Source organism: Labrys sp. KB_33_2 (genome assembly GCF_052114505.1).
Lineage (GTDB): Bacteria > Pseudomonadota > Alphaproteobacteria > Rhizobiales > Labraceae > Labrys.
This window is the reverse complement of the sequence record NZ_JBFREW010000021.1, coordinates 39,290-64,719: the sequence shown is the minus strand read 5'-3', so window position 1 is coordinate 64,719 and position 25,430 is coordinate 39,290. Positions and strand designations below refer to the sequence as shown.

Below are 25,430 nucleotides of genomic sequence, written 5' to 3'. Positions count from 1 at the left end.
CCAGAAGGAGCCGAGAGTCATGGAAAATGACTCTCGGTATAACATTTCTTCAAGACCACCCGCCGCCCTTGGAGCCACAGTCCACTCCGGTTCACAAACGGAGACATGTTCCATGGTACTATCGTCGACTGAAGCCCCCCGCCTCTACCCGGCCCTGCGCTATGCCAATGCGCGCGCCATGATCGACTGGCTGCAGGAAGCCTTCGGCTTCACCTTGCATGCCTGCTACGGCAATGGCGACGTCGTCGATCACGCCCAGCTCGCCCTCGGCTCTTCGATGATCATGCTCGGCTCGGCTCGCGACGACACTTTCTGCAAGATCGTCGGCTCGCCTGGATCAGGAGGTGGCAAGTCGATCTATATCGCCGTCGACGATGCCGATGCCGCCTATCAGCGCGCCAAGGCCGCCGGTGCGATAATCGAGCAAGAGCTCGTCGATCGCGACTATGGCAGCCGCGAATTCATCTGCCGTGATCCGGAAGGCAATATCTGGGCTTTCGGTACTTATTGGCCGAAGGCGGCCGAACCGTCGACGCCCTGAAAAGCTGTACGGCAATGGTGGCTCAAGCAACCGGAGCGTCGCTGCAAAACCGATACCGATCTTCGGGAAGAACGATGCGAAAGGACCTGCAGCATCTTGTTCCCATCGACACACCGGCGCCACGCCCTTGAGGCTACGGATACCCCCAGTAGAGACGGCGTGACGAGAATGAGCCCATGGTCAGCAGGTTCCTTGCAATCTTCACATGCATCGCCAAGAGCGAATGCTCCCGCAGGCATTCCGCCGGCACCTGGGAAAAGGAACTTGAGAGGCTCACGCCCGGCTGGCAGCTCGGCAAGCTCAGCCTCTCAGAACGCCGCTTCCTGTTCGAAGCCCTGTCTACCGGCAAATAGACCGGTGGGCCGCCAGACCAGGAGCAGAGGAAACAAGGCCTGGCTGCCCTCCCCCGACTGGTGAAGGCAGCCAGGCACCGCACTCTTGCTATTCGGCCGCCAGCTTTCTCGCCTGCGCGTCCTGGATGGTGCGCCACACCACCTCGGGGGTCGCAGGCATATCGAGCTTGGTGACGCCGACGCCGCGCCTGAGAGCATCGATCACCGCGTTCATCACCGCCGGGGCGGCGCCGATGGTGCCGGCCTCGCCGGCGCCCTTGACGCCGAGCGGATTGTTCTTGCAGGGGATGTTGCGCGTCTCGAAATGGATGAAGGGCAGATCGTCTGCACGCGGCAGCGCATAATCGGTGAGAGATGCCGTCAGCAACTGGCCGTCTTCCGAATAGACCGTACGCTCAAGCAAGGCCTGGCCGATGCCCTGGACTACACCGCCATGCACCTGGCCTTCCAGCAGCATCGGGTTCACCACCATGCCGAAATCGTCGACGATGGTGTAACCGAGGATGCCGGTGACCCCGGTCTGAGGATCGATCTCCACCTCGCAGATATGCGTGCCGTTCGGATAGGTCGCCTCGCCCGGCTGATAGTCAGTCTCGGCGCTGAGCAGTTCAGGCGTCGCCTTGGGCAGGCGGGCGAGCGCGGCAAAATCGATCGCCTTGTCGGTGCCGACCACGCGCACTCGGCCGTCCACGATTTCGAGATCGGCGATGCCGGCCTCTAGTTCGTCGGAAGCGAGCGTCTTGAGCTTCTCGGCCAGAGTCTGGCTGGCCCGGGCCACGGAAGCCCCGCCCACCGGGATCGAGCGCGAGCCGCCGGTGCCGCCTCCCGTCTTGATGCGATCGGAATCGCCCTGGATGACGTTGATGCGCTCGAGCGGCAGGTCGAGATATTGCGAGACGAACTGCGCATAGGCCGTCAGATGCCCCTGCCCGTTGGTCTGCGTGCCGATCAGCACGGTCGCGGTGCCATCTTTTTCGAGCGTGACGCTGGCCACTTCCTTGGGCCCGTCGGCGCAGGCCTCGATATAGGTGGACATGCCGATGCCGCGGAACTTGCCGGCCTTCTTGGAGGCCTGCCAACGGCCCTTGAAATCACCCCAGCCGGCGACATCCATGGCCTTGCGCATATGACCCTCGAACTCGCCGGAATCATAGGTCCGGCCGGTCGGCGCCTTGAACGGCATCTGCTCGGGCCTGACGAAATTGCGCGTGCGTACCGTGTCGACGGAAAGCCCGGTCTCGAAGGCGATGGCATCCATCAGCCGCTCGATGAGATAGGCGGCCTCCGGCCGGCCGGCGCCCCGATAGGCATCGACGGGCAGCGTGTTGGTGAAGACGCCGCGCACCCTGACATCCATGGCACCGATCGCATAGGCGCCAGTCGCCATCAACGCGCCGAGCCAGGGGATGAAGGGACCGAACTGCGACAGATAGGCGCCGAGATCGCCGATGATGTCGATCTTGACCGCCAGGATGCGCGAACGGCGATCGAGCGCCGCCTCGATACGACTGATATTGTCGCGTCCCTGGGTATCGGCCAGGAAATGCTCGGCCCGGTCGGCAAACCACTTCACCGGCTTGCCCAGACGGCGCGCCGCCTCCAGCGAGAGCGGATATTCACGATACATGAAGGCCTTGGTGCCGAAGCCGCCGCCGACATCGCCAGTCTTCACATGCACCCTGTCGGGCTCCACCTTGAAGACATGGTTGGCGAGCGTGTCGCGGATGGAATGCACGCCCTGGCTACCGACAGTCAGGGTGAAACGCTTGCCGTCCCATTCGGCAAGGCAGCCGCGGGTTTCCAAATAGTTGGCAACCAGACGGTTGTTGACGACGTCCAGGGACACCACGCGGGCGGCCTTGTCGAAGGCCTTGGCCACTTTCCTGGCATCGCCGATCTGGGCATCAAAGGCGAGGTTCGAGCCATGCTCGGGCCAGACCAGCGGCGCGCCGGGTTCCAGGGCCGACACGGAACCGACGATGGCGTCGAGCGATTCGTAGTCGACCGGGATCGCCTCGGCGGCGTCACGCGCCTCGATCAGCGAATCGGCGACCACGAAGGCGACCGCATCGCCGACATGGCGCACCACGTCGCGCGCCAGCAGCGGATAAGGCTGTGGGCGCTGCGGCGAGCCGTCGGCATTCTTCATCAAGGCGAGACAGGGAAGATCGCCGAGGTCATCGAGATCGGCAGCCGTCAGAATCAGCTTTACGCCCGGCATCGCCGCGGCATCGGTAAGATCGCCAATGCTGAAACGGGCATGGGCATAGGGAGAGCGCAGCACATAGGCCCGCAGCACGCCGGAACGCGATTCGTCATCGACATAACGGCCCGTGCCGGTGATGAAGGACTGGTCCTCCTTGCGACGCACAGCTTGGCCAACGCCAAATTTGGTAGGCGGCATCAGGAACCTCCGGCAATTTAATGAATGGCGCTTCTGAATATAGCCTTCGAATAGCACGGAGGAAGCCGATTTCAAAAAACCTGAAGAATTTTTCCGTCACACGCTGGACACACACAAAGAGCTTTGCTACATCGCGGCCATCGAACGCGGCACCGCGTCGCGCTTCGGTGGTTTCGATGGGCGCATAGCTCAGTTGGTAGAGCAGCTGACTCTTAATCAGCGGGTCCTAGGTTCGAGCCCTAGTGCGCCCACCATCGAAATCCCTGATATCGCTGAAGAAAAGCAAGGCGCCCTTCGAGGCGCCTTCTTTTGTTTCAGGGCGAAGCGCCATCCTGTTGCCGGTTTGAACACCTCCCTGCCATGCGAGACCGGCAGAGACTTGAGCAATGATCGCAACCCCCGTGTGACTCGAACGAGCATCTTGGATGTAGAAGAGCCTGTCGGCGAGCTCTGCCGTCTTGAGTTCATCCAGGTAGTGCCAGGCATCCCGCGCGAGACAGACGTCGTCACAGCCCTGGATATTTGCCTGAAAAGATCCCTCGCACATGGCGTGGCGCTTAGGGCACCCGCAGTTTTGGCTGAACCAATTCGCATCTAAATCTATGGGCGCCAGCAACGGCCATGCGGTGCCGTTTGGTTAGGTCTATCGATTGGGATTTGGGCAATGTCGATGCCTGAATTGTCGAAAACCTTTCATTCTTGAAATAACTTTCTCTCGAAAAAACAGTCATCAAACAATTCTCTTCAGATTTCGATATGAGTAGGACATACGCTCTCCTAAAGAGTTAGTATTTTCAACACTCCTACTCCTTATAAAAATGTCTCCCGGTGATATCATCAGCATTAATGGACTGTGGGGCATTCCAGAGAGAGCGAGTTATTCGTCATGAACATCGCCTTCGCAAACAAAATAGAAAGAGAGTCGAATTCAAGTTCCAGAAAAATTGAAAACATACTCGATACGAACAAGCAAATATTTAAAGAAAATTACAACATTAGACCCTTCAAGCTTCACCATACACTTTGTCGAAGTGGCTTATTCGAGGTGCCCGAGATCGTTAAAACTGCTCGCAGCATAATCGCGAGCGGCAATGCCGCCGACTTTCTCGCTCTTGATTTGAAAAAAGTATCGATCAGCAGTAAATTCACCGAGGCCACGCAGCATGACCGGCCGACCGAGTTGATCGAGCGGCTTGGCGAGGGCGGCTCCTGGATCAGGCTTTCACGTACACAGAATTACAATCCCGATTACGCCCGGGTTCTCGCGATGCTCATCGATGAAATCGGGACATATGCCGATCGCCCATTCCGCCAGGAGGTGACTTGGGCAACCCTGACCGTGATTCTGTCTTCGCCCGGGATCTCCACCCCCTTCCATATCGACCACGAATCCAACTTCCTGTTCCAGATTCAGGGCGAGAAGGATGTCTGCCTGTTCGATCCCAAGGATCGCGAAGTCCTGCCGGAAATCGAACTCGAACGCTTCTATGCCAGCAGCTACAATACACCGCGCTATAGGCCCGAATTACAGAGCCATGGCGAGATCTACAGACTGACACCCGGCGAAGCCGTGCACCATCCGCCCTTAGCGCCACACTGGGTCAAGAACGGCAGCGACATCTCGGTGAGCCTGAGCATTTCCTTCTGCATGCGCGCTCTGGAGCAACGGGCCAGGGTCTATCAGGCCAACTTCATGCTGCGCCAACTCAGGCTGAAACCGCGACCGCCCGGCTTTTCACCGGCGCGGGATGCTCTCAAGGCAAAACTGGTTTCCGCCCTCGAAATGCCCAATCCCAAGACCTTCCAGGATATCGTCTACTCGCCGATGATGCGGCTGAAATCACCAATGCAGTTCATCAGGAAGGTTTCCAGACATCGAAGCGTCACCTGAAAAGACGATATGCCTGCCGGCCGCGCGCGCGATGGGTGGGATGAGAGTGAGACAGGTCCCCGCTTGTCGTCGCTGCCAGATCGCGGTCGAGCGCCGTTCGACCGAACGATCGGGCTGCAAAAGAAAACCCGGCGCTGTCGGAACGCCGGGCCAAGGAGGTTGCTGTCCCGCTGAATCGCTGGACGCCGTGATAAATTCCATATCACGTGATACGATCGTGACGTGTGAGCCATCTGAATGCTCCAGCTCCGATCTTGCCCCCTCGCGGACAAGAAAAAGCCCGGCGTTACGCAACGTGCCGGGCCAAGATCGGATGCGACGTATCGGACCGGTATTGGAAACGGCCGACAACGCACGATGATTAGACCAAATGGTGTGACGGGGGCGTGATAAAACCCAGCTCACCATCGCATCGATATTCGCCACGTCCGAATCTCGATGCAGAACGCGGGCCTACGCCATCTCCATTAGCAGTGCCCCCCAATGGCTGTCATGACTTCGACAGGCGTTTCACATTGGAACGAACCTTGCGTCGATAGTCTCGAACGACGGTGCCAGGCGCCGTGCCCGTCATGAGCTTGCCTGCGGCTTTCTGCGCGGCTGTGACTTTCTCGCTGATCATCAGCTTGGCCTCGCGCTCGGCGCGGCTTCCGCCCTGAGCCAGCCGAAGCGTACGCAGTAAAATGGCTTGCTGTGATTCAAAAGCGAGCATCGACATATCGTAAAATAATTTAAACATCCGGTCTCCTATACCGCAACGTAACATAGTCCGATGTTTGCGACATGGCTATGTCGTTCGAAAGAGCCCGGCCTCGTGCTCGCCGCTCAGCCTTAATTGCCCCCGTCCCTCCGTCAATCTCATCGACGAGGACCATCTTCACGCCTCCCCTGCAGCCACCGCACCGCAGGGGCATCGTGCGATCCCACTTTTCAGAACGCGCCGGTCGCGTCCTTGCGCATCTTCTTCACGACGGGGTTGGCTCCCATCCACAGGGACAGGCGGGTCAGCACGACGAAGAACAGGAACAACCCGCCGAGTACCAGCGGCACCAGCCATTGCTCCCCGCCGCGTAGGCGGAGAGATCCGAGACCACCCAACTCCTGCCACGAGTTGGTCAACGCGACGAAGCCAAAGATCACAGCCAGGTTAAAAATCAACGAGATGACGAAGCCGACGAGCGCTATCGACCATGCCTTGCCGCCTTTCGGCTTCATGCCGGTGCGGGAGGCATAGTATTTCCCGGTCCCCGTGCCTGCAGACAGCAAAGGCAGGACGCCCAGGAAGGAGTTCTTGCTCATGTCGATGTGTAAGAATGCCTCCAGCAGGAATGCAATGACCACGACGGCGATCGCGGTCAGAATATACAACCATGAAAAGCGGAAAATGGCCGCTCCGAATGAAACGGTGTTGGTCGTTGGAATGTAACTATCCACTTAGAAGCCCCCCAAAGGCTCAAACAAAATCGAGCAGGCCGCGCTCAACCAGCTTTCGATCGTCTCTCTAGCCGATTCCTTGCGCCATTATGAGTTGTACATCCGGACTATGCAGTTTCATGCGAGACTCATCATCATAGCGGCTGCTTCAAGAAGGAACGCTGCGCCGCGGCATTCCAAGAGCGTTTTGGAAGCCCTGCAACTGCGATCATGTATCCGGCAGCTCGCCGTACCTGCCATCTATGATCCGGTCGCGGATATATCGTGGCAGAAGAATTGAATCACGAATTGACGGCGGCCTGGCGGGAACACTCAGCCGGAATTTATCTGCATTCTGATGTTACCCAAAGTACACCGAGATCAAAGATACCGATTATACCAAAGTATGTATTGGTGACACCTATGTATAATCCTGTTACGCTGAACTTCTAATCCTCATCTAAGTTTCAGCAGTCTAAGTTCTGGGCGTTCCCGTCTGGGAACCCGGAGGCCCGGATGACAACCTCAGCAAGGCGTCCTTCCCGGGCCTCCCCCCTTATCAGCCAGCCATGATCGGTATGCTCCGGCTGAGATTGATCCGCATTTCGTGCAAGAACTGAGACCGCCTGTCGCCATCGGACGACAAGAGGCTGAGCAGGACGTTGCGCGCTCTGTGCAAAAACGCACAACCGTGCAGCGTGTCAAAGGCTAAGCCGCGCATGGATCATTTCGATGGTCCATGCAGTGCATCCTGACACATCGCCATCAGCCCCGAGCCCGTCCCATGATTGCAAGAGCCACCATCCTGCTGCCAGCCACGTTGATATGCCTGGTGGCGCTTACGCCTGCCAGGCTTGCCGCCCAGGAGACCGCCGCAAGAGACGCGACCGTGGCGACTGCCCCCGAATGCGCTCCGGGCTTCCATTTCAATCAATGGCGAAAATGCGTGCCCAATCGCACCATCAATGACGCCAGCCGAGATGCGTTCGATCCCCGGCACATGGCGTCGAATGCCTCGGTCGGCCGGCTATCGGAGCGTCGGAAGAACATCGACGTGTGCCCGCCATCGCTTCGTCCCAATCACTCCGGCCAATGCGTTCCCCATAGCTGACGGACAGATACCAAAGCGGAAGCAATTCAAAGGGGTACCTCTCGGTGCCCCTTTTTGCATGTCCCGAACCTGCATCTCAGGCCGCGTGCCGTCGCAGGCGCTTGATGCCCTGCCAGACCAGGAACAGCACCACCGGTGCCGCGCACAGCATGGCGATGGCCTTGTCGACATGCCAGATGTGGCTGACGCCCTCGATCATGTAGCCCAGGATGGCGAGAGCATAGTAGGAGATCGCGATGATGGAGAGCCCCTCCACCGTCTCCTGCAGGCGATACTGGCTTTCCGACGTGCGCGAGATGGTGTCCAGAATCGTCTGGTTCTGCGTTTCCAGGCTGAGGCTGATATGGGCGTTCAGGAGTTCCGCCGAACGTTCCAGCTTCATCGCCACCGCCTGCAGGCGCTTCTCCGTTGCCAGGCAGGTGGCAACGGCCGGGTTGGTCCGGTTGGTCAGATAGCGGTCGATGGTGGTGAACTCGCCGATCGGCCGCTCGACGAGTTGCCCCAAGCGGGTGCCGAGCACCGCCGCATAGGCCTGGCTCGCCGCGAAACGGAAGCTGGTTTCCTCGATGCTGCGGCCGACATCGGCCGACAATGCATGGATGGCCTCCAGCGCCTCCCGGTTCTCCCCGGTTGAATGGGCGTGGCCGACCCGGCCCATCACCTGGCTCACGGCCCCCTCGAACTGGCGGATCGTCGAAGCGAGGGCCCGGGCCACCGGCAGGCCGAGCAGAACGAAATTGCTGTAGGTCTCGATCTCGAGGAGGCGGCGCACCAGCACGCCGCGACGCACGACGTTGCACTGCCCGGCCGCAAGCTCGTAGCGGGTGAACCCGTCGCGATCGCGATTGAAATCCGTCGCGACCTGGGCCCTGCCGTCATAGAGTTCGGAATAGCACAGGCTGATCGGGTTGAAGCCGACCAGCGCCGCTTCCGAAATGGCGTGGGTCTCGGTCAGGTCGATGCGTGTGGCACTGACCCGCTGCAGCCCCGCGAAACAGTCCAGGCCGATACCCTCGGGCCAGGGCTCGCGGTCGGTGAGGACGGATTGCCAGGTCAGCGTGGCAAATTCGTTGTGGAGTTCGAAAGTGGCCTTGCGTCCGCCTCTTTCCACCGTGATGTGGCGTGTGCGGGCATCTTCGAAGGGCAGAACGGGCTGGCCGGCGAAAAGGGCGAAGCCTCGCGCCACTTCCTCCAGCGAAGGTCCCTCGCCTCCCGGCATGAAGGCAACCCTGCGGATGCGCGCCGCAATGGCGATCGGCTCGGTCGGCCTGGCATGCAATTCGGCATAGATGGCCGCCCGCCCCGGATGGTCGGCAAACGGGGGCTCGCTCGCTTCCGAGGTGCCGATCGCCGTCATCGTGACTTCTCCAATTCCATTGCGCCGAGCCTTTCGAAGCAATTTCCGAGCCAAGGCCCGCTGGTTCATCCGTCCGTGCTCGCAGGAAATACACGTCAGCGTTGCAGTCCGAAAGGCTGAACAGGCGCCCGTGCCCGCATCCATTTGACGCGGCAAGCTTATTCTTTGATTCTCCTCGGCGGCGGCAACGCTCAGCACGGGGGCCGTCGCAATCGCCAGCCAGGGAGTGCGAGAGCCATCATGAGTGTCGTCCTGGTCACCGGAGGGGCCGGCTATATCGGCAGCCATGTCTGCAAGGCATTGGCGTCATCCGGACACAGGCCCGTTGCCTGCGACGATCTTTCGAGCGGCCGAGGAGAACATGTCCGCTGGGGCCCCTTCGAACAGGGCGACATTGCCGATGCGGACTGGCTCGCCGGCGCCTTTGCCCGGCACCGGCCTGGCGCGATCATGCATCTTGCCGCCTACGCCGATGTGGGTTCGTCGGTCACCGATCCCGCCCCCTGCTACGCCGCCAATGTCGCAGGCACTCTCGCGGTGATCGAGGCGGCGCGGCACAACGGCAATTGCCCGATCGTCTTCTCCTCGACCTGTGCCGTTTATGGCGACGCCCCGGTTCTTCCGGTTACCGAAGCAACCCTCCCGGCCCCCGTCAGCCCCTATGGCACCACCAAGCTCATCGACGAGCAGGCGCTCCGACATTACGACGCGGCCTATGGCCTGCCCAGCGTGGTGCTACGCTATTTCAATGCGGCCGGCGCCGACCCTGACGGCGAGATCGGCGAACGGCATGCAACGACCAGCCTCGCCATACCCAAGGCGATCCGCGCCGCCCTGGGCCTCGGCCCCGTCTTCAAACTGTTCGGCACCGACTATCCCACCGCCGATGGCACGGCCATGCGCGATTATGTCCATGTCGTCGATATCGCCGATGCGCATCTGCGCGCCCTGGATCATCTGTTGGCGGGAGGCGGCAGCCTGACGCTCAACCTCGGCAGTGGCCGCAGCACCACCGTAAGGGAATTGCTGAAAATGGTCGAAGCCGTCACCGAGCGACCTGTACCCGTCCAGCCTTATCCTCGCCGCAGGGGCGATCCGGCAGCCCTTTATGCGAATATCGACAAGGCGGCCGACACGCTGGGCTGGTCGCCAGGCAACAGCGACCTCCGCAGCATCGTCGCCAGCGCCGCAGCCTGGATCGAGAAGTCACCGGGTTAAGACAGGAGGAATCCTCAGGCCGCGGCCGTCCCCAGCAGGCGGGCATATTTGTCGGTGGCCTCGATCAGGCGATGCAGCGTACCCGGCTCGGAGAAGGAGTGGCCTGAGTCTTCCACCATCTGCAATTCGGCCTTCGGCCAGCGCTTGGCCAGTTCCCATGCCGTGACCGGCGGGCAGACCACGTCATAACGCCCCTGCACGATGGTGCCGGGGATGTCGGCGAGCTTGCCGGCATCGCGCAGCAATTGCCCCTCCTCCATCCAGCCGCCATGCACGAAATAATGGTTCTCGATGCGGGCGAAGGCCAGGGCGAATTGTTCCTGCGCGTGGCCCACGGCAGGCCCCTCCGGCATCAGCGTCGAAGTCTCCCCCTCCCAAACGCTCCAGGCACGGGCCGCCGCGAGGCGGGTCGCCGCATCATCGCCTGTCAGGCGCCGATGATAGGTCAGGATCGGATCGGCCCAGGCATCCTGCGGCAGATCCTTGCGGAAGGCTTCCCATTTGTCCGGGAAGAAATAGGAGGCTCCTTCCCGATAGTACCAGTCGAGCTCCATGCGGCGCAGCGTGAAGATGCCGCGCAACATGAGCGCCTGCACCGCCTGTGGGTGGGTCTGCGCATAGGCAAGCGCCAAGGTCGAGCCCCAGGATCCGCCAAACAGGCTCCAGCGCTCGACTTTCAGCACTTCCTTGCGCAGCCGCTCCATGTCGGCCACCAGATGCCAAGTTGTGTTGGCCTCCAGATTGGCATGCGGGCGTGAGCGGCCGCAGCCGCGCTGGTCGAACAGCAGGATGTTCCAAGAGCGCGGATCGAACAGGCGCCGATGCTTGGCCGAACAGCCGGCCCCCGGGCCGCCATGCAGGAAGGCCACCGGCAGGCCCTCGGGATTGCCGGCGAGTTCCCAATAGATGGAATGACCGTCGCCGACATCGAGCATGCCGGAGCGATAAGCCTCGATTTCGGGATAGAGCCCGCGCCTCGGCGTGCCATCCGGCTCGCTCGAGCGATCAAACGCCATGATGAAATTCCTACGTACTGAACCGGTATCGGCAATGATGCGAGGCCACTCTCTAAGGCGGCATCTTCGCCGATTACCCAGAACGAGCCCGGGCATGAGAAATGGCGACTGCCCCTGAAAAGACAGCCAAAGCGGCCGGCGACCTGCGCCGGCCGCGCTGTCCTGCCTCAGTGCAGGATCTGACTGAGGAAGAGCTTGGTGCGCTCGTGCTGGGGATTGGAGAAGAAGGCGTTGGGCTCGTTGCTCTCGACGATCTGGCCGGCATCCATGAAGATCACCCGGTCGGCGACCTGGCGGGCAAAGCCCATTTCATGGGTGACGCACAGCATGGTCATGCCATCATTGGCAAGGCCGACCATGGTATCGAGCACTTCCTTCACCATTTCCGGATCGAGAGCCGAGGTCGGCTCGTCGAACAGCATGATCTTCGGATTCATGCACAGGGCCCGGGCAATCGCCACGCGCTGCTGCTGGCCGCCCGAGAGCTGGCCCGGATATTTGTTGGCCTGCTCGGGGATCTTGACGCGCTTGAGGAAGTGCATCGCCTTCTCGGTGGCATCGGCCTTCGACATCTTGCGTACCCAGATCGGGGCGAGCGTGCAGTTCTCCAGCACGGTCAGATGCGGGAACAGGTTGAAGTGCTGGAACACCATGCCGACCTCACGTCGCACCTCGTCGATGCGCTTGAGATCATTGGTGAGCTCGATACCGTCAACCACGATCGTGCCCTTCTGGTGCTCCTCGAGGCGGTTGATGCAGCGGATCATCGTCGATTTGCCCGAGCCCGACGGCCCGCAGATCACGATGCGCTCGCCCCGCTTCACGGTGAGGTTGATGTTCTTGAGAACATTGAACTCGCCATACCACTTGTTCATCTCCGTGATCTGCACGGCGATCGGGCTCAGTTCTCCAGCAGTGTTTTGAACGGCGTTAGCCATTTTTCCCCTCAACGTTTGTAACCGGTATCGAGACGACGCTCCAAGGCCTGCGAGTAGCGCGACATCGAAAAACAGCAGATCCAGAAGAAGATAGCGGCGAATGCATAGCCCGTATAGTAGGTCACGGGCGTTGCCCAGTTCGGATCGGGAATGGACGCCTCGATCGTCTTCAGGAAGTCGAAGATACCCACGATGGCCACCAGAGTGGTGTCCTTGAACAGGGCGATGAAGGTGTTGACGATGCTCGGGATCACCAGCCGCAGCGCCTGCGGCAGGATGATGAAGATCAGCATCTTTGGAAAGCTGAGCCCCAGCGCCTGGGCGCCTTCATATTGGCCCTTGGGAATGGCCTGCAAGCCGCCGCGCACAACCTCGGCCATATAGGCCGACCAGAACAGCGCTACGCCGACGAGCACGCGCAGCAGCGAGTCGGGCCGCCAGCCTTCCGGCAGGAATAGCGGCAGCATGATATTGGCCATGAACAGCACGGTGATCAGCGGCACGCCGCGCCAGAACTCGATATACATGATCGAGATGGTCCGTGCGATCGGCATGCGCGAGCGACGTCCGAGCGCCAGGAACACGCCGAGCGGCAGGGAGGCCACGATGCCGACCACGGCGATCACCAGGGTTACGAGGATGCCGCCCCACAGATTGGTGGGGACATGTACCAGCCCGAAAAAGCCCCCGACCAGCAGCCAGAAGGCCAGCAGCGGGAAGACCACGAAGAAGTAGAGGACACCCCAGCCCTTGGCGCCGATCTTCGGCCAGAGCAACCAGAGGATGCCGATGGCCGCCAGGATGCCGGTGAGGTTGACGCGCCAGCGCTCATCCACCGGATATTGGCCGTAGATGAAATATTGCAGGCGCGTTTCGATGAAGGGCCAGCAGGCACCAACATGCCGCCCCACATTGGCCTCGAGGCAGGCATTACGATCGGTGCCCGTCCAGACGGCGTCGAAGATCATGAAGCGCAGGATGCCCGGAAGCACCCAGATCACCAGCAGGATCGCCAGAACGGTGAGGATGGAGTTGGAGATGGAGGAAAACAGGTTCTTTTTCAGCCAGCCGAGCACACCGGTGGTCGCAGCCGGGGGCGGTTGCGGCTCGAAGGTCGTGGTCGAGACGAAGGCCGGGCTGCCGGCGGCGGAAGTTGCGTCGCTCATGGCCTTACCTCTCCACAAGCGCGACGCGCTGGTTGAACCAGTTCATGAAACCGGCGATCGACAGGCTGATGATCAGATAGACAGCCATGGTGATGCCGATGCATTCGATCGCCTGATTGGTGTTGTTGAGTACGGTGCCCGAGAACACCTGCACCAGATCGGGATAGCCGATGGCCACCGCCAGCGAAGAGTTCTTGGTCAGGTTGAGATATTGGCTGGCCAGCGGCGGCACGATGATGCGCATTGCCTGCGGGATCACCACCAGGCGCAGATTGTGCCCCTGCCTCAGGCCGAGAGCGCCGGAAGCCTCGGTCTGGCCATGCGACACGCCGCGGATGCCCGAACGCACGGTCTCGGCGATGAAGGCTGCGGTATAGATGGTCAGGCCGAGCAGCAGGGCCACGAATTCGGGCTGCAGGCGGAAGCCACCGGTGACGTTGAAGCCGCCGACCTTGGGATAATCCATGGTGAAGGGCATGCCGGTGGCGAGGAAGGCCAGCAGCGGCAGGCCGACGATCAGCGCCAGGTTGATGAGCCCCACCGGCGGGCGTTTGCCGGTTTCCATTTGCTTGCGCTTGCCCCAGAGGGCAACGCCGATGGCGCCGAGAATGCCGACCAGCAAAGCCCCGCCGACCAGGCCTGCGCCAGCCTGAGGCATGGCAGCCGGAAAGAAGATGCCGCGATTGTTGAGAAAGATGCTCTCGCCGAAGGTGATCGACTGGCGCACGCCCGGGAGGGGCTTGAGCACGGCGCCGTACCAGAACAGCAACTGCAGCAACAGCGGGATGTTACGGACGACTTCGATATAAACCATCGCGAGCTTGGCGATGATCCAGTTGTTGGACAGCCGGGCCACGCCGATGATGAAACCCAGAATGGTCGCCAACACGATGCCAAGGGCGGCCACGATCAGCGTGTTTGCGATACCAACCAGCAAAGCGCGGCCATTGGTGGACAGCGAAGTATATTCGATCGGCGTCTGGCCGATATCGAAGCTCGCCGTTCGCCCCAGAAAATCAAGGCCGAGAGAGCGGCCCTGCCTGGCCAGGTTTTCGACGGCGTTCCAAGCGCCCGTCAAGATGATGAGCAAGACGATTGCCAACAGCACGACCTGGAAGACAACAGCCCGTAATTTCGGATTGTTGAACCAGTAGGTACGCCCGCCGCCGTCTCCCCGGTCGACTGCCAACGTCATTGTCTCATTCTCCCCAACACGCAGATAGCCCTCACCCTTTTTCTACGGAATCCGCTGTAGCAAGGCGCGCTCATGGCTGAACGCATTTTGCTCCAACTCCTTGTTTCCAAGCCAATCCGACGGAGTGGCCAGAGTGTCCTTGCGATTCCCGGCATCCCCGCCGAATCGCAAAACGCCTTGAAAAAACACCCAGCAAATCGCCGGGGCCGTTCATTCTCAACGTATCGGCGGCGCGTATTGCAGGCCCTTGTTCGTCCACAGGGCATTGAGCCCGCGCTCGATCTTGAGCGGGGACTTCGAGCCGAGATTGCGGTCGAAGATCTCGCCGTAATTGCCGACCTGCTTCACGATGCGATAGGCCCATTGATTGTCGAGGCCGAGCTGCTTGCCGAAATCGCCCTCGCCGCCGAGCAGGCGCTTGATATCCGGCTTGTCCGACTTGAGCATCTCATCAGCATTGGCCTGGGTCACACCGGATTCCTCGGCCTGAACCAAAGCGAAATAGGTCCATTTGACCACGTTGAACCATTGATCGTCGCCCTGGCGCACGGCGATCCCCAATGGCTCCTTGGAGATGATCTCAGGCAGCACGACATGCTCGTCGGGGTTTTTCAGGGCCAGACGCACACCATAGAGCCCGGAGGCATCGGTCGTGAAGGTGTCGCAACGGCCCGACTCATAGGCGTTCTGCGCCTCGCCGATCGTGGCCAGCGTCAGGATCTGATAAGGCTTGCCGATGCTGCGAAAATAATCGGAAAGATTGAGTTCGTGCGAGGTGCCCTGCTGGACGCAAACGGTCGCGCCATCGAGTTCCCTCGTCGATTTCACGCCCAGCGACTTCTTCACCATGAAGCCCTGGCCGTCGTAGTAGTTGGTGGCGGCAAACAGGAAGCCACCAGTCTCGCGGGTCAGAGTCCAGGTGGTGTTGCGCGGCAAAACATCGATTTCGGAAGATTGCAGGGCGGTGAAGCGGTCCTTGGCGGATAAGGGCACAAACTTGGTCTTGTCGGCATCGCCCAGCACGGCCGCCGCAAGAGCACGGCAATAGTCGACATCGAAGCCGGCCCATTTGCCCTGTTCATTCGGGATGCTGAAACCTGCCAAGCCCTGATGGGCTCCACAGATCAGCTGACCGCGCTGCTTGACGGTGTCGAGCGTTCCAGCGCCCGCCATGGAAACACTCAAAGCGGCGAAGACACCAACGGCCGTCGCGCAGAGTTGTTGCCTCATCAACTCCCCCTTCTCGATATCGGTTCAGCTCGATCGTCTTGGCTCTCCTGCGCCTCGCCAAAGAGCCGTGGTGCCAATCCTGCGTACCTGCCCCGGAAGTCGTCCTTCCAGGGCAGGCACTCGCCAGCCTCAGCGAATGGGAGGCGCGTATTGCAGGCCCTTGTTGGTCCACAGGGCGTTGAGCCCGCGCTCAATCTTGAGCGGCGACTTCGAGCCGAGATTGCGGTCGAAGATCTCGCCGTAATTGCCGACCTGCTTGATCGCGCGATAGGCCCACTGATTGTCGAGGCCGAGTTGCTTACCGAAATCACCCTCGCCGCCGAGCAGGCGCTTGATATCGGGCTTGTCCGACTTGAGCATCTCGTCGACATTGGCCTGGGTCACGCCGGATTCCTCGGCCTGGACGAGGGCATAATAGACCCATTTGGTGATGTTGAACCATTGGTCGTCGCCCTGGCGGACCGCGATCGCCAGCGGCTCCTTCGAAATGATTTCAGGCAGAACCACGTGTTCGTCGGGGTTCTTCAGCCCAAGGCGCACGCCGTACAGCTGAGAAGCGTCCGAGGTGAACGTATCGCAGCGGCCGCCATCATAGGCGTTCTTGGCTTCGTCGATCGTCGCCAGGGTCAGAATTTGATACTTCTTTCCTATGCCGCGGAAGAAGTCGGACAGGTTGAGTTCGTGAGACGTTCCCTGCTGCACGCAGACGGTGGCGCCATCGAGGTCCTTGGCCGAGTTCACGCCCAGAGACTTCTTCACCATGAAGGCCTGGCCGTCATAATAATTGGTGGCGGCAAACAGGAAACCACCGGTCTCGCGCGTCAGCGTCCAGGTGGTGTTGCGCGGCAGCACGTCGATTTCGGACGACTGCAGCGCGGTGAAGCGGTCCTTGGCCGACAACGGCACATATTTGGTCTTGTCGGCCTCGCCCAGCACCGCCGCTGCGAGGGCGCGGCAGTAGTCGACGTCGAAGCCGGACCACTTGCCCTGCTCGTTCGGGATACCGAAACCGGCAAGGCCGGCATTCGAGCCACAGATCAACTGTCCGCGCTGCTTGATGGTGTCGAGCGTCCCAGCGCTCGCCACCGAAACACCCAGGGCGACAAAAGCCCCGGCAATCGCCATGGAAAGTTGCTTTTTCATGGATAAAACCTTTTCATAAATGGCCGGTTTGAGGCGGGACGAACAAAGCCGCGACAAGCACAGGCTCTATCGGGCCCCGCCCCGGAACAGTCCTTCCAGGACAGGTCTTGTGATCGTCAGCGGATCGGCGGGGCGTATTGCAGGCCGCCCTTGGTCCACAGATTGTTCAGGCCGCGATCGATTTTCAGCACGGTCTTGGGGCCGAGATTGCGGTCGAAGCTCTCGCCGTAATTGCCCACCTGCTTGACGATACGATAGGCCCACTGATTGTCGAGACCGAGCTGCTTGCCGAAGTCACCCTCGGCGCCGAGCAGGCGCTTGATATCGGGCTTGTCCGACTTGACCATCTCGTCGACATTGGCCTGGGTCACGCCGGTCTCTTCTGCCGTCAGCATGGCATAGTGCACCCATTTGACCACGTTGAACCATTTGTCGTCGCCCTGGCGCACGCCTGCAGCCAACGGCTCCTTCGAGATGATCTCGGGGAGTACGACATGGTCGTCAGGATTGGCCATCTTGACGCGGATCGAATAGAGGCCGGAAGCATCGTCCGTATCGACGTCGCAACGCCCGCCTTCATAAGCCTTGGCGGCTTCATCCGCGGTATCGAAGCTGACGATGTTGTAGGGCAGATTGTGAGACCGCATGAAATCCGAGATGGTGAGCTGGCCGGTCGACCCCTGCTGGGCGCAGATCGAGGCCCCCGAGAGTTCGGTCGCCGATTTAACGCCGAGCGACTTCTTCACCAGGAAGCCCTGGCCGTCATAGTAGTTCACGCCAGCGAACAGCATGCCGGCGGTGTCGCGGCCGAGCGTCCAGGTCGAGTTGCGGTTGAGTACGTCGATTTCGCCGGATTGCAAGGCCGTGAAGCGATCTTTGGTGGAAACCGGCACGAATTTGGTCTTGGTGGCGTCGCCCAGCACCGCTGCGGCGATGGCGCGGCAATAGTCGACATCGAGGCCGGCCCACTCGCCCTTCTCATTGGGGGCGCTGAATCCCGGCAGGCCAGTATTGACGCCGCAGATCACCTGGCCGCGCTGCTTGATGGTGTCGAGCGTATCGGCATGCGCGCCGACCCCGCTCAACGCCAGCGCCGCGCCGGCTACAGCGGTAAGGAGTGTCTTTCTCATGGATGGAGGCCCCTGTTCACTTCATTGTCAGTGTAACGAGAATACCCTTTCACGGAGGGCCGCGGAGAGAACCGGGCCGCCCCGTCGGGCAGGTTCGACGTCCCCAGAGCAAAGTGCGTTCAAACGGGAGCGCTCTCTGGCTCTAGTTCTTGTTTCGACGCGCCAGTTCTTGTTTCGACGCATCTGGGCGATTTTCGGCGTATCCCGCCAATCCCTCAACGGTTTAGGGCAAAACACGTTTCTACGGAACGCATTTTGAACCAAATCTTTGTTATCGGCGCCAGTGCGAGGTCTGAAACCATCGCCAGACTGCTACACGCCGTGTTTTTATGAATTGCCGCCACCTCTTCCTACATTCGCGAATGGATGTTTCGAGCGTCCCCGGTTCGATGGCCGGGAGGAACGGGCTGTTCCGTGGAGGAAGTATGATGACGAGCTCAACGATCCGGATAGGCCCCGCCGGAGATGAAGGGCGACCTGCCGGCCATGCGTGCTGAAGTGGTCATTGCAAGGTCCCCCGTATCGATCTGTCCCGCAGCAAAAGCGCCCAGCTTGTTTTCGCCAGTTGCGACCCGTGCCTTATCACCGATTGCAAGCGCTTTGGCCGCTCACGTCAAGCGGAATTCGTGAAATGCGGCGGAATATTCACAAAACCTGTCTGTGGAAGATGTCGCAGGGCCCGAGATTGACGCAGGGGCGCCCGCGGTCGAATGTAAGCGTTTCAGGACTCAATCGAATCTATCATGAAGAAGATCAGCAAAGACGAGATGGCCACCTTCGGCGAAAATACGCGCCTGGTCATCGGCGGCCGCGAGCCATCGGAATATCACGGCTTCGTCAATCCGCCCGTCTATCACGGCTCCACGGTCCTGGCACCGACGACCAAGGATCTCCTCAACCACACGCCGCGCTACAGTTATGGCCGTCGCGGCAACCCGACCAATGACGCTCTGGAGGAGGCGCTGAAGACGCTCGACGGCAGTGCCGGCGTGGTGCTCTGCCCTTCGGGTCTGGCTGCCGTCTCGACCGCCCTACTCTCCTGCCTTTCGGCCGGTGATCATCTCTTGATGGTCGACACCACCTATCAGCCCACCCGCCAGCTCTGCGACAAGGTCCTCAGCCGCTTCGGCATCGAGACGACCTATTACGATCCGCTGATCGGCGCCGGCATCGAAGCGCTCCTGCGCCCGAATACGAAAGCGGTCTATCTGGAAGTACCAGGCTCGCAGACCTTCGAGATGCAGGACGTGCCAGGGATCGCCGACATCGCACACCGGCACGGCGCCACCGTGCTGCTCGACAACACTTGGGCCACCCCGTTGTTCTTCGACGCCTTCGGGCACGGCGTTGACCTTTCGATCCAGGCCGGCACCAAATATATCGTCGGTCATTCCGATGCGATGTTCGGTGTGGTCTCGGCCTCGCGCAAGGCCTGGCCGGCCCTGAAGAGCTTCCATGGCGATGCCGGCCAATGCGTCGCACCAGACGACGTCTATCTGGCGATGCGCGGGCTGCGCACCATGGGCGTGCGCCTGCGCCAGCATCAGGAAAGCGCGCTGCGGGTGGCCAAATGGCTGGCCAAGCGGCCCGAGGTACAACGCGTCCTGCATCCCGCGCTGGAGGGCGATCCGGGACACACCATCTGGAAGCGCGATTTCAAGGGCTCTTCCGGCCTGTTCTCCATCGTGCTGCAGCCAGCGCCGATGGAAGCCGTCGCCGCTTTCCTGGACGATCTGAAATTCTTCGGGCTCGGCTATTCCTGGGGCGGCTATGAGAGCCTCGCCCTCCCCTTCGACTGCAAGACCTATCGCAGCGCCACGAGCTGGGACCCCGGCGGCCCCTGCGTGCGTATCCATGTCGGCCTGGAGGACGTGGCCGACCTGATCGGCGACCTCGATGCCGGCCTGGCACGGTTCAGGGCGGCGCGGGGGTAGCATCGGGCGACCCTGCCGCCCCTTGCTATTTCGGCAGCAACTTCCAGGTCGTGCCGACATTCACTTCGATGGTCTGAATGCCTGGCCGAGACAGCCACCGGCCCTGGCGTGGCCGCGGCATTAGCTTGAGGCGCCCTGCCCCTCTGCGGCTTCCTTCGCCTCGCGCTTCTCCTTGAGCACCAGGGAGACGTTGCGGACGTAGATCGCCAGGCCCGAGCCCTGGCCGATGATGTAGACGAGGTCGGCCCGCACCAAAGCGTAGAGAAACAGCAGGCCGCCGCCGCCGATCGACAGGATCCAGAAGCTGAAGGGAATGACGCTTTTGCCGGCTCGTTCGCTCACCCACCACTGGATGACGAAGCGGGCGGTGAACAGGGCTTGGGCGAACAGGCCGAGGATCAGCCAGAAATCGAAATTGGTATAGAAGACGTTGTGAAGGTAGCCGCCGAGGGCGTTCGACAACTCAATCAGCATCCTGTCCCCCTCCGCTGACATCAGGCACGCGCTTGCGCCGCCGGATCAGCCACCACACGCCGACGAGATCGAGAATACCGACCCACAGCCTGTCGAAGAAACCATAATTGGAAACGCCCGTCAGCCGGGGCCGATCGACCACGTCGACATGGCCGACGTCGAAACCCTCGCGCTTGACCAGGGCTGGCATGAAGCGATGCAGCGCATCGAAATAGGGCAAGGCGAGATAGACCTCCCGGCGGACGGCCTTGAGGCCGCAGCCGGTGTCGCGCGTGCCGTCCTTGAGGACATAGGCCCGCACCTTATTGGCGGTGCGCGACTGCCAGCGCTTGAAGCCGGTATCCTTGCGGCCGAGCCGCTGCCCGGCAATCATGCCGGTGGCAGGACCCGCCGCATTCAGAGCGTCGACGAGCGCGGGAATATAGGCCGGGTCATTCTGGCCGTCGCCATCGATGGTGACCATCAGGCGGCCGCGGGCATGGCGTATGCCCGTACGCACGGCGCAGGACTGTCCGCAGGAGGCCTCATGGCGCAGGCTGCGCAGGAAGGGCAGCTCACCCTTGAGCCTGACAAGCTCGGTCGGTGTCGCATCGCTCGAGCCATCGTCGACATAGACGATCTCGAAGCTTCGGCCTGACAGGGCCGCCGCGATCTCCCGGATCAGCGGCTCGACATTGCCGGCCTCGTTGCGGACGGGAACGATGACGCTGATCTCGGGCGCATTGTCTTGTGATGGCATGTAAGCTCTGACCTCAGCGGCGCGCTCGCCACGCCTCGATCAGCGTCTTTGCCGCGTCTTGCCCCCGCAACGCAAGAGCACCGTCGTGGTTTTGCCGGAAAACAAGACCGCGGCGCCCCAGAAAGCCGGCGAACCAGAAGGTGGCGAACCAGCCGAACAGGGCACCGGCCACCACATCGGCGGGATAATGAGCGCCGAGGATCACGCGGCTGAGACAGACCAGCGCGCCCAGGGCGAACAGCCAGGGGCGCCAGCGCGGCCCGCACAGCAGGATGATCACCGCAACCACCGTCCAGGCCGTGGTGGCATGGCCGGAAGGGAAGCTGGCATTGGCGGCGCGCCAGGAAAACGGCTCGAAACTCCAGCTCGCACCCGCCTCGACATGAAGGGGCCTGACACGGCCGATGGCACGCTTGATGACGTTCACGGCAAGCCCGGTTCCAGCAATGGCGGCAAAGGCGAAGGCAAGCTGCAGCCAAAGCTGGCGCAAGGCGGCATCGAGCCGCGGCGGCAACTCCAGATCGACCACGGCGAGCAGGATGAGCGCCACGCCGAGCGGAATGAGATAAAGGCCGGAATCGCCAAGATAGGTGATGATACGGGCTACCCGAACCGCCAGATGCGGCCATTCAGGCAGGATGTGCAGGGACGCCGGGTCGGCAAGCGCCATCAAGGCGATGATCAGCACCCCGCCGAAGGCGATCGCAGCCAGTGTCGCCACCTGCCCGAACAGCGGCCGTGCCGGCAGGCGGGCCGGCGCCCGCAGGCGCAGGCCAAGCGCACGCCAGTTCTGGGTATGGGACCACCGACGGATCGCATTCCTCATGACGTGGTACACCCGCCAGGCGTAGCGGTCTTCTCAGCTCCATCAAGGAATGGAGCGAGATCGGCGTCTTTGGTATCATCCATGCCGATCCAGAGATCCGCATACTGAATCTTGCCGCTCACTTGCATTCGGTCTGGGGCAGGAAATCGAGCGAGACCATCGTTCCCTTCAGGCGGAAATCGCCATAGTCGAGGGTCAGATTGCCCGAAATGCCATCGGCATAGAGCTCGAAGGACATGGTGTAGACCGGGGTCTCCTCGCCGACGGCCTTCTTGCTCGGGTCGAAATAGGAGATCGTCACCGGCCAGCGATCGACGCCGTCGAGTTGCTTGGCCTTGGCCTCGACGCCTTCGCGCGGCTTGTCGGGGCCGATCTTGGCGCCGATCACCGCGAGCGTATTGTAGATCTTCTGGCCGCCATCGGATCCATCGTAGACTTGGCTCTCGAACACGCGCTCACCGGCCCGGGCAGCCGTGACGATCGCCTTCATCTGCCCGGTGGGGAAGAGAACCCGATCGGACAGATCGAATTTTGTGGATTTGGGTTTCTTCAGTGCAACACCGACCGTTCCGCTGTCCGCCCGGTTGGCCTGACCATCGACGCTGCCGTCCAGCTTCTGATTGGTGAAGTTCTGCGAATTGAAGCGAAAATTGCGCCCCTTCTCGTCCTCGAACGTGGTCGAGCGCAGATCCGAGGTATTGACGCCGCCGCCGCTCAGGCCAATTTCTGTGACCTGCCGGAAATTGAGCGCATAGCCGCTGCAGGCATTGCCCGAAAAATCATACACGATACGGCCGCGCATGCTGTCGACGCTCGACTGGTCCTTGCGGCGGTCGAGATTGAGGTCGTAGATGGCCCGATGCGCAACGAAAGGGACGGGCGCCACCGCGGGAATCGCAGCCGTCGCCGCCGCCTTCTGGGGGGCAACGCTGTCCTGGGCCAGGGCCATGCCCGGCGCCATCAGGAAGAACACGGCCGGAAGAAGCACGACCCTCTGACGGGCCGGAAGTGTCATCCGCATGAAGCAAAATTCCGTTTCAGAAATCGGCATTACCATAAATAGCGAGGCACGTGCCACAATGCTCAAAGAGCCTGTCAATCGTGACGGAATTAGGCCCGACGGCCGTGCCATTCCACATTCATCAACAAAGCCGTTTACGATCCGTTCGCGGCCGCGATACGAACATGCCATAATGATCCGAAACGCGAATCGCGCTGGCGAGACGCATTCTCGCGAGATACCGACTGCATGAATGATACCTCCGATCTGTTCGGGAGTGACAAGCCCGCCCTCTCCAAATCCCGCTCCGACAAGGCCGGCGATGCAAAGCGACCGTCGACCCAGTCGATCGCGGCAGCCTTGAAGGCAGGCCTGACCTCCAAGCCCGCCGCGGCGAAGAGCGGCGAAGATGCCTATGGCGCCTCCTCCATCCGCGTGCTGGAAGGCATCGAAGCCATTCGCATGCGCCCTGGCATGTATATCGGCTCGACCGGGCCGGAAGGCGACGGCCTGCACCACCTGTTCGCCGAGGTGATCGACAATTCCATGGACGAGGCGGTGGCTGGCCACGCCAGCTTCATCGATGTCGAGCTGAGCGCCGACGGCTTCGTTTCGATCACCGACAATGGGCGCGGCATCCCAGTCGAGCCGCATCCGCAATTTCCGGACGAGTCGACCCTGCAGGTCGTGATGACCAGGCCGCATTCGGGCGGCAAGTTCAACTCGGACGCCTATCAGACCTCCGGCGGTCTCCACGGTATCGGCGTCACCGCAGTCACCGCCCTGTCGGAACTCATGGAGGTGGAAGTGGCGCGCGGGCGCGAACTCCACCGCCAGCGTTTTGCCCGCGGCGTGCCGCTCGGCCCCGTCGAGCATATCGGTGCCGCGCCAAACCGCCGCGGCACCAAGGTGCGCTTCAAGCCCGATGCCGAGATCTTCAAGCACGGCATCGTCTTCGACCCCAAGCGCCTGTTCAAAATGGCGCGCTCGAAGGCCTATCTCTACCGTGGTGTCGAAATCCGCTGGAAATGCGCGCCGGAACTACTGGTCGGCCACAGCGACGTGCCGGCGGAGGAGAACTTCAAATTCCCGCGCGGCCTGGAGGATTATCTGCGCTCGGCCAGCGAAGGCCTGGAACTCGTCACCGAGCAGATGTTCTCCGGTCGTGTGCCCAAGCCTGAGGGACATGGCTCGGTGGAATGGGCCATCGGCTGGTTCGCCGAGGACGAAGGCTATGTCTCCTCCTATTGCAACACGGTACCCACCCGCGAAGGTGGCGCCCATGAGGCGGGCCTGCGCATCGCCCTGCTGCGCGGCCTGAAGGATCACGCCGAGCGGATCGGCAACAAGCGCGCCAACCAACTCACCACCGAAGACGTGATGGCCTGCACGGCCGCCATGCTCTCGGTGTTCATCCGCGAGCCGGAGTTCTCGTCCCAGACCAAGGCCAAGCTGGTGACCACCGAGGCGAGCCGCATCGTCGAGCAGGCCCTGAAGGATGCCTTCGACCATTGGCTGGCCTCCATGCCCTCGCAGGCGGTCAAGCTGCTCGACTTCGTGGTTGAAAGGGCCGAGGAGCGCCTTCGCCGCCGCGCCGAGAAGGACGTGGCGCGCAAAACCGCTACGCGCAAGCTGCGCCTGCCCGGAAAGCTCGCAGATTGCTCGAACAATGCCGCGCAAGGCTCTGAATTGTTTATCGTCGAAGGCGATTCCGCCGGCGGCTCGGCCAAGCAGGCACGCAACCGCACCAACCAGGCGGTGCTGCCTTTGCGCGGCAAGATCCTCAATGTCGCGGCCGCGGCCAAGGACAAGCTCGCCCAGAACCAGCAATTGCAGGATCTCGGCCAGGCGCTCGGCTGCGGCATGGGTTCGAACTATCGCGACGATGATCTGCGCTACGAGAAGGTCATCATCATGACGGACGCCGACGTCGACGGCGCCCATATCGCTTCGCTGCTGATCACCTTCTTCTGGCGCCAGATGCCGCGCCTGATCGAACGCGGCCATCTCTATCTTGCCGCGCCGCCCCTCTACCGCCTGACCCAGGGTTCGAAATCGCTCTATGCCCGTGACGATGCCCATAAGGACGAGCTGGTAAAATCGGCCTTCAAAGCCAATCAGAAGATCGAGATCGGCCGCTTCAAGGGCCTGGGCGAGATGATGCCGGCGCAATTGAAGGAAACCACCATGGATCCCAAGAAGCGCACGCTTCTCAAGGTGATGGTGGTGGATGAGGAGCGCGCGGAAACTTCCAGCTCCGTGGAACGCCTGATGGGCAACAAGCCCGAAGCCCGTTTCGCCTTCATCCAGGAACAGGCGGCCTTCGCCAGCGAACTCGTCGATATCTGAAA

General features: G+C 61.4%; 21 protein-coding genes and 1 tRNA gene. 7 read left to right on the top strand and 15 right to left on the bottom strand.

Annotated features, from left to right (window positions below):
• Positions 1–112 precede the first annotated feature (112 nt).
• Both AB4037_RS29630 and AB4037_RS29625 read left to right on the top strand, forming a co-directional pair.
• Complete coding sequence (locus tag AB4037_RS29630; RefSeq protein ID WP_434956755.1) at positions 113–541, top strand: VOC family protein; 429 nt, start codon at positions 113–115, stop codon at positions 539–541.
• Between the two features lie 176 nt (positions 542–717).
• Positions 718–894, top strand: a complete 177-nt coding sequence (locus AB4037_RS29625; RefSeq protein ID WP_441773941.1) for a hypothetical protein — start codon at positions 718–720, stop codon at positions 892–894.
• An 88-nt stretch (positions 895–982) separates the two neighbouring features.
• Here AB4037_RS29625 and AB4037_RS29620 read toward each other — a convergent pair whose 3' ends face one another.
• Positions 983–3,298, bottom strand: a complete 2,316-nt coding sequence (locus AB4037_RS29620; protein ID WP_441773940.1) for a xanthine dehydrogenase family protein molybdopterin-binding subunit — start codon at positions 3,296–3,298, stop codon at positions 983–985.
• 178 nt (positions 3,299–3,476) lie between these two features.
• On the opposite strand from AB4037_RS29620, the gene AB4037_RS29615 reads away from it, so the two are divergent.
• A tRNA-Lys gene (locus AB4037_RS29615) sits at positions 3,477–3,552 on the top strand.
• A 632-nt stretch (positions 3,553–4,184) separates the two neighbouring features.
• Entirely contained in the window at positions 4,185–5,189 is a 1,005-nt protein-coding gene (locus tag AB4037_RS29610; RefSeq protein ID WP_441773939.1) for a cupin-like domain-containing protein, read from the top strand.
• Between the two features lie 490 nt (positions 5,190–5,679).
• Here AB4037_RS29610 and AB4037_RS29605 read toward each other — a convergent pair whose 3' ends face one another.
• From AB4037_RS29605 to AB4037_RS29595, 3 genes are all read right to left on the bottom strand, one after another.
• The gene (locus tag AB4037_RS29605; RefSeq protein WP_434956759.1) at positions 5,680–5,928 is read right to left on the bottom strand and encodes a hypothetical protein; all 249 of its coding nucleotides are present in this window, start codon (positions 5,926–5,928) and stop codon (positions 5,680–5,682) included.
• Between the two features lie 191 nt (positions 5,929–6,119).
• On the bottom strand, positions 6,120–6,623 hold the full coding sequence (locus AB4037_RS29600; RefSeq protein WP_434956760.1) for an ABZJ_00895 family protein: 504 nt from the start codon (positions 6,621–6,623) through the stop codon (positions 6,120–6,122).
• Between the two features lie 1,166 nt (positions 6,624–7,789).
• Entirely contained in the window at positions 7,790–9,070 is a 1,281-nt protein-coding gene (locus tag AB4037_RS29595) for a DUF3422 family protein (protein WP_441773938.1), read from the bottom strand.
• 240 nt (positions 9,071–9,310) lie between these two features.
• Between AB4037_RS29595 and galE the strand changes: the two genes are divergently transcribed.
• Complete coding sequence (gene galE, locus AB4037_RS29590; protein WP_441773937.1) at positions 9,311–10,288, top strand: UDP-glucose 4-epimerase GalE; 978 nt, start codon at positions 9,311–9,313, stop codon at positions 10,286–10,288.
• Between the two features lie 14 nt (positions 10,289–10,302).
• On the opposite strand, the gene pip is transcribed toward galE, so the two are convergent.
• The 7 genes from pip to AB4037_RS29555 all read right to left on the bottom strand — a co-directional run bounded on the left by pip (position 10,303) and on the right by AB4037_RS29555 (position 18,106).
• Complete coding sequence (gene pip / locus AB4037_RS29585) at positions 10,303–11,304, bottom strand: prolyl aminopeptidase (protein ID WP_441773936.1); 1,002 nt, start codon at positions 11,302–11,304, stop codon at positions 10,303–10,305.
• Between the two features lie 167 nt (positions 11,305–11,471).
• A complete protein-coding gene (locus AB4037_RS29580) occupies positions 11,472–12,242 on the bottom strand; it encodes an amino acid ABC transporter ATP-binding protein (RefSeq protein WP_434956764.1) in 771 nt (256 codons plus the stop codon).
• Positions 12,243–12,250: 8 nt separating this feature from the next.
• Positions 12,251–13,408: an amino acid ABC transporter permease gene (locus AB4037_RS29575; RefSeq protein WP_434956765.1), complete on the bottom strand. Its 1,158-nt coding sequence runs from the start codon at positions 13,406–13,408 to the stop codon at positions 12,251–12,253.
• Positions 13,409–13,412: 4 nt separating this feature from the next.
• Positions 13,413–14,603 (bottom strand): amino acid ABC transporter permease, encoded by a 1,191-nt coding sequence (locus tag AB4037_RS29570; RefSeq protein WP_434956766.1) that lies wholly within the window; start codon positions 14,601–14,603, stop codon positions 13,413–13,415.
• A 216-nt stretch (positions 14,604–14,819) separates the two neighbouring features.
• Positions 14,820–15,833, bottom strand: coding sequence for an amino acid ABC transporter substrate-binding protein (locus AB4037_RS29565; protein WP_441773935.1), 1,014 nt, complete (start codon positions 15,831–15,833; stop codon positions 14,820–14,822).
• A gap of 129 nt (positions 15,834–15,962) precedes the next feature.
• Entirely contained in the window at positions 15,963–16,976 is a 1,014-nt protein-coding gene (locus AB4037_RS29560; RefSeq protein WP_434956768.1) for an amino acid ABC transporter substrate-binding protein, read from the bottom strand.
• A 116-nt stretch (positions 16,977–17,092) separates the two neighbouring features.
• On the bottom strand, positions 17,093–18,106 hold the full coding sequence (locus tag AB4037_RS29555; protein ID WP_434956769.1) for an amino acid ABC transporter substrate-binding protein: 1,014 nt from the start codon (positions 18,104–18,106) through the stop codon (positions 17,093–17,095).
• Between the two features lie 743 nt (positions 18,107–18,849).
• On the opposite strand from AB4037_RS29555, the gene metC reads away from it, so the two are divergent.
• A complete protein-coding gene (gene metC / locus AB4037_RS29550; RefSeq protein ID WP_441773934.1) occupies positions 18,850–20,040 on the top strand; it encodes a cystathionine beta-lyase in 1,191 nt (396 codons plus the stop codon).
• A gap of 120 nt (positions 20,041–20,160) precedes the next feature.
• On the opposite strand, the gene AB4037_RS29545 is transcribed toward metC, so the two are convergent.
• The 4 genes from AB4037_RS29545 to AB4037_RS29530 all read right to left on the bottom strand — a co-directional run bounded on the left by AB4037_RS29545 (position 20,161) and on the right by AB4037_RS29530 (position 23,100).
• Positions 20,161–20,514 carry a lipid-A-disaccharide synthase N-terminal domain-containing protein gene (locus tag AB4037_RS29545; protein WP_441773933.1) on the bottom strand — a complete coding sequence of 118 codons (354 nt, stop codon included), beginning with the start codon at positions 20,512–20,514 and terminating at the stop codon, positions 20,161–20,163.
• Positions 20,504–21,253, bottom strand: coding sequence for a glycosyltransferase family 2 protein (locus AB4037_RS29540; protein WP_441773932.1), 750 nt, complete (start codon positions 21,251–21,253; stop codon positions 20,504–20,506). The genes AB4037_RS29545 and AB4037_RS29540 overlap by 11 nt, the downstream gene beginning before the upstream one ends.
• A 13-nt stretch (positions 21,254–21,266) precedes the next feature.
• A complete protein-coding gene (locus AB4037_RS29535; protein ID WP_441773931.1) occupies positions 21,267–22,079 on the bottom strand; it encodes a phosphatase PAP2 family protein in 813 nt (270 codons plus the stop codon).
• Positions 22,080–22,197: 118 nt separating this feature from the next.
• Positions 22,198–23,100, bottom strand: coding sequence for a cell envelope integrity EipB family protein (locus AB4037_RS29530; protein ID WP_441773930.1), 903 nt, complete (start codon positions 23,098–23,100; stop codon positions 22,198–22,200).
• A 228-nt stretch (positions 23,101–23,328) separates the two neighbouring features.
• On the opposite strand from AB4037_RS29530, the gene parE reads away from it, so the two are divergent.
• A complete protein-coding gene (gene parE / locus AB4037_RS29525) occupies positions 23,329–25,428 on the top strand; it encodes a DNA topoisomerase IV subunit B (RefSeq protein WP_441773929.1) in 2,100 nt (699 codons plus the stop codon).
• Positions 25,429–25,430 lie beyond the last annotated feature (2 nt).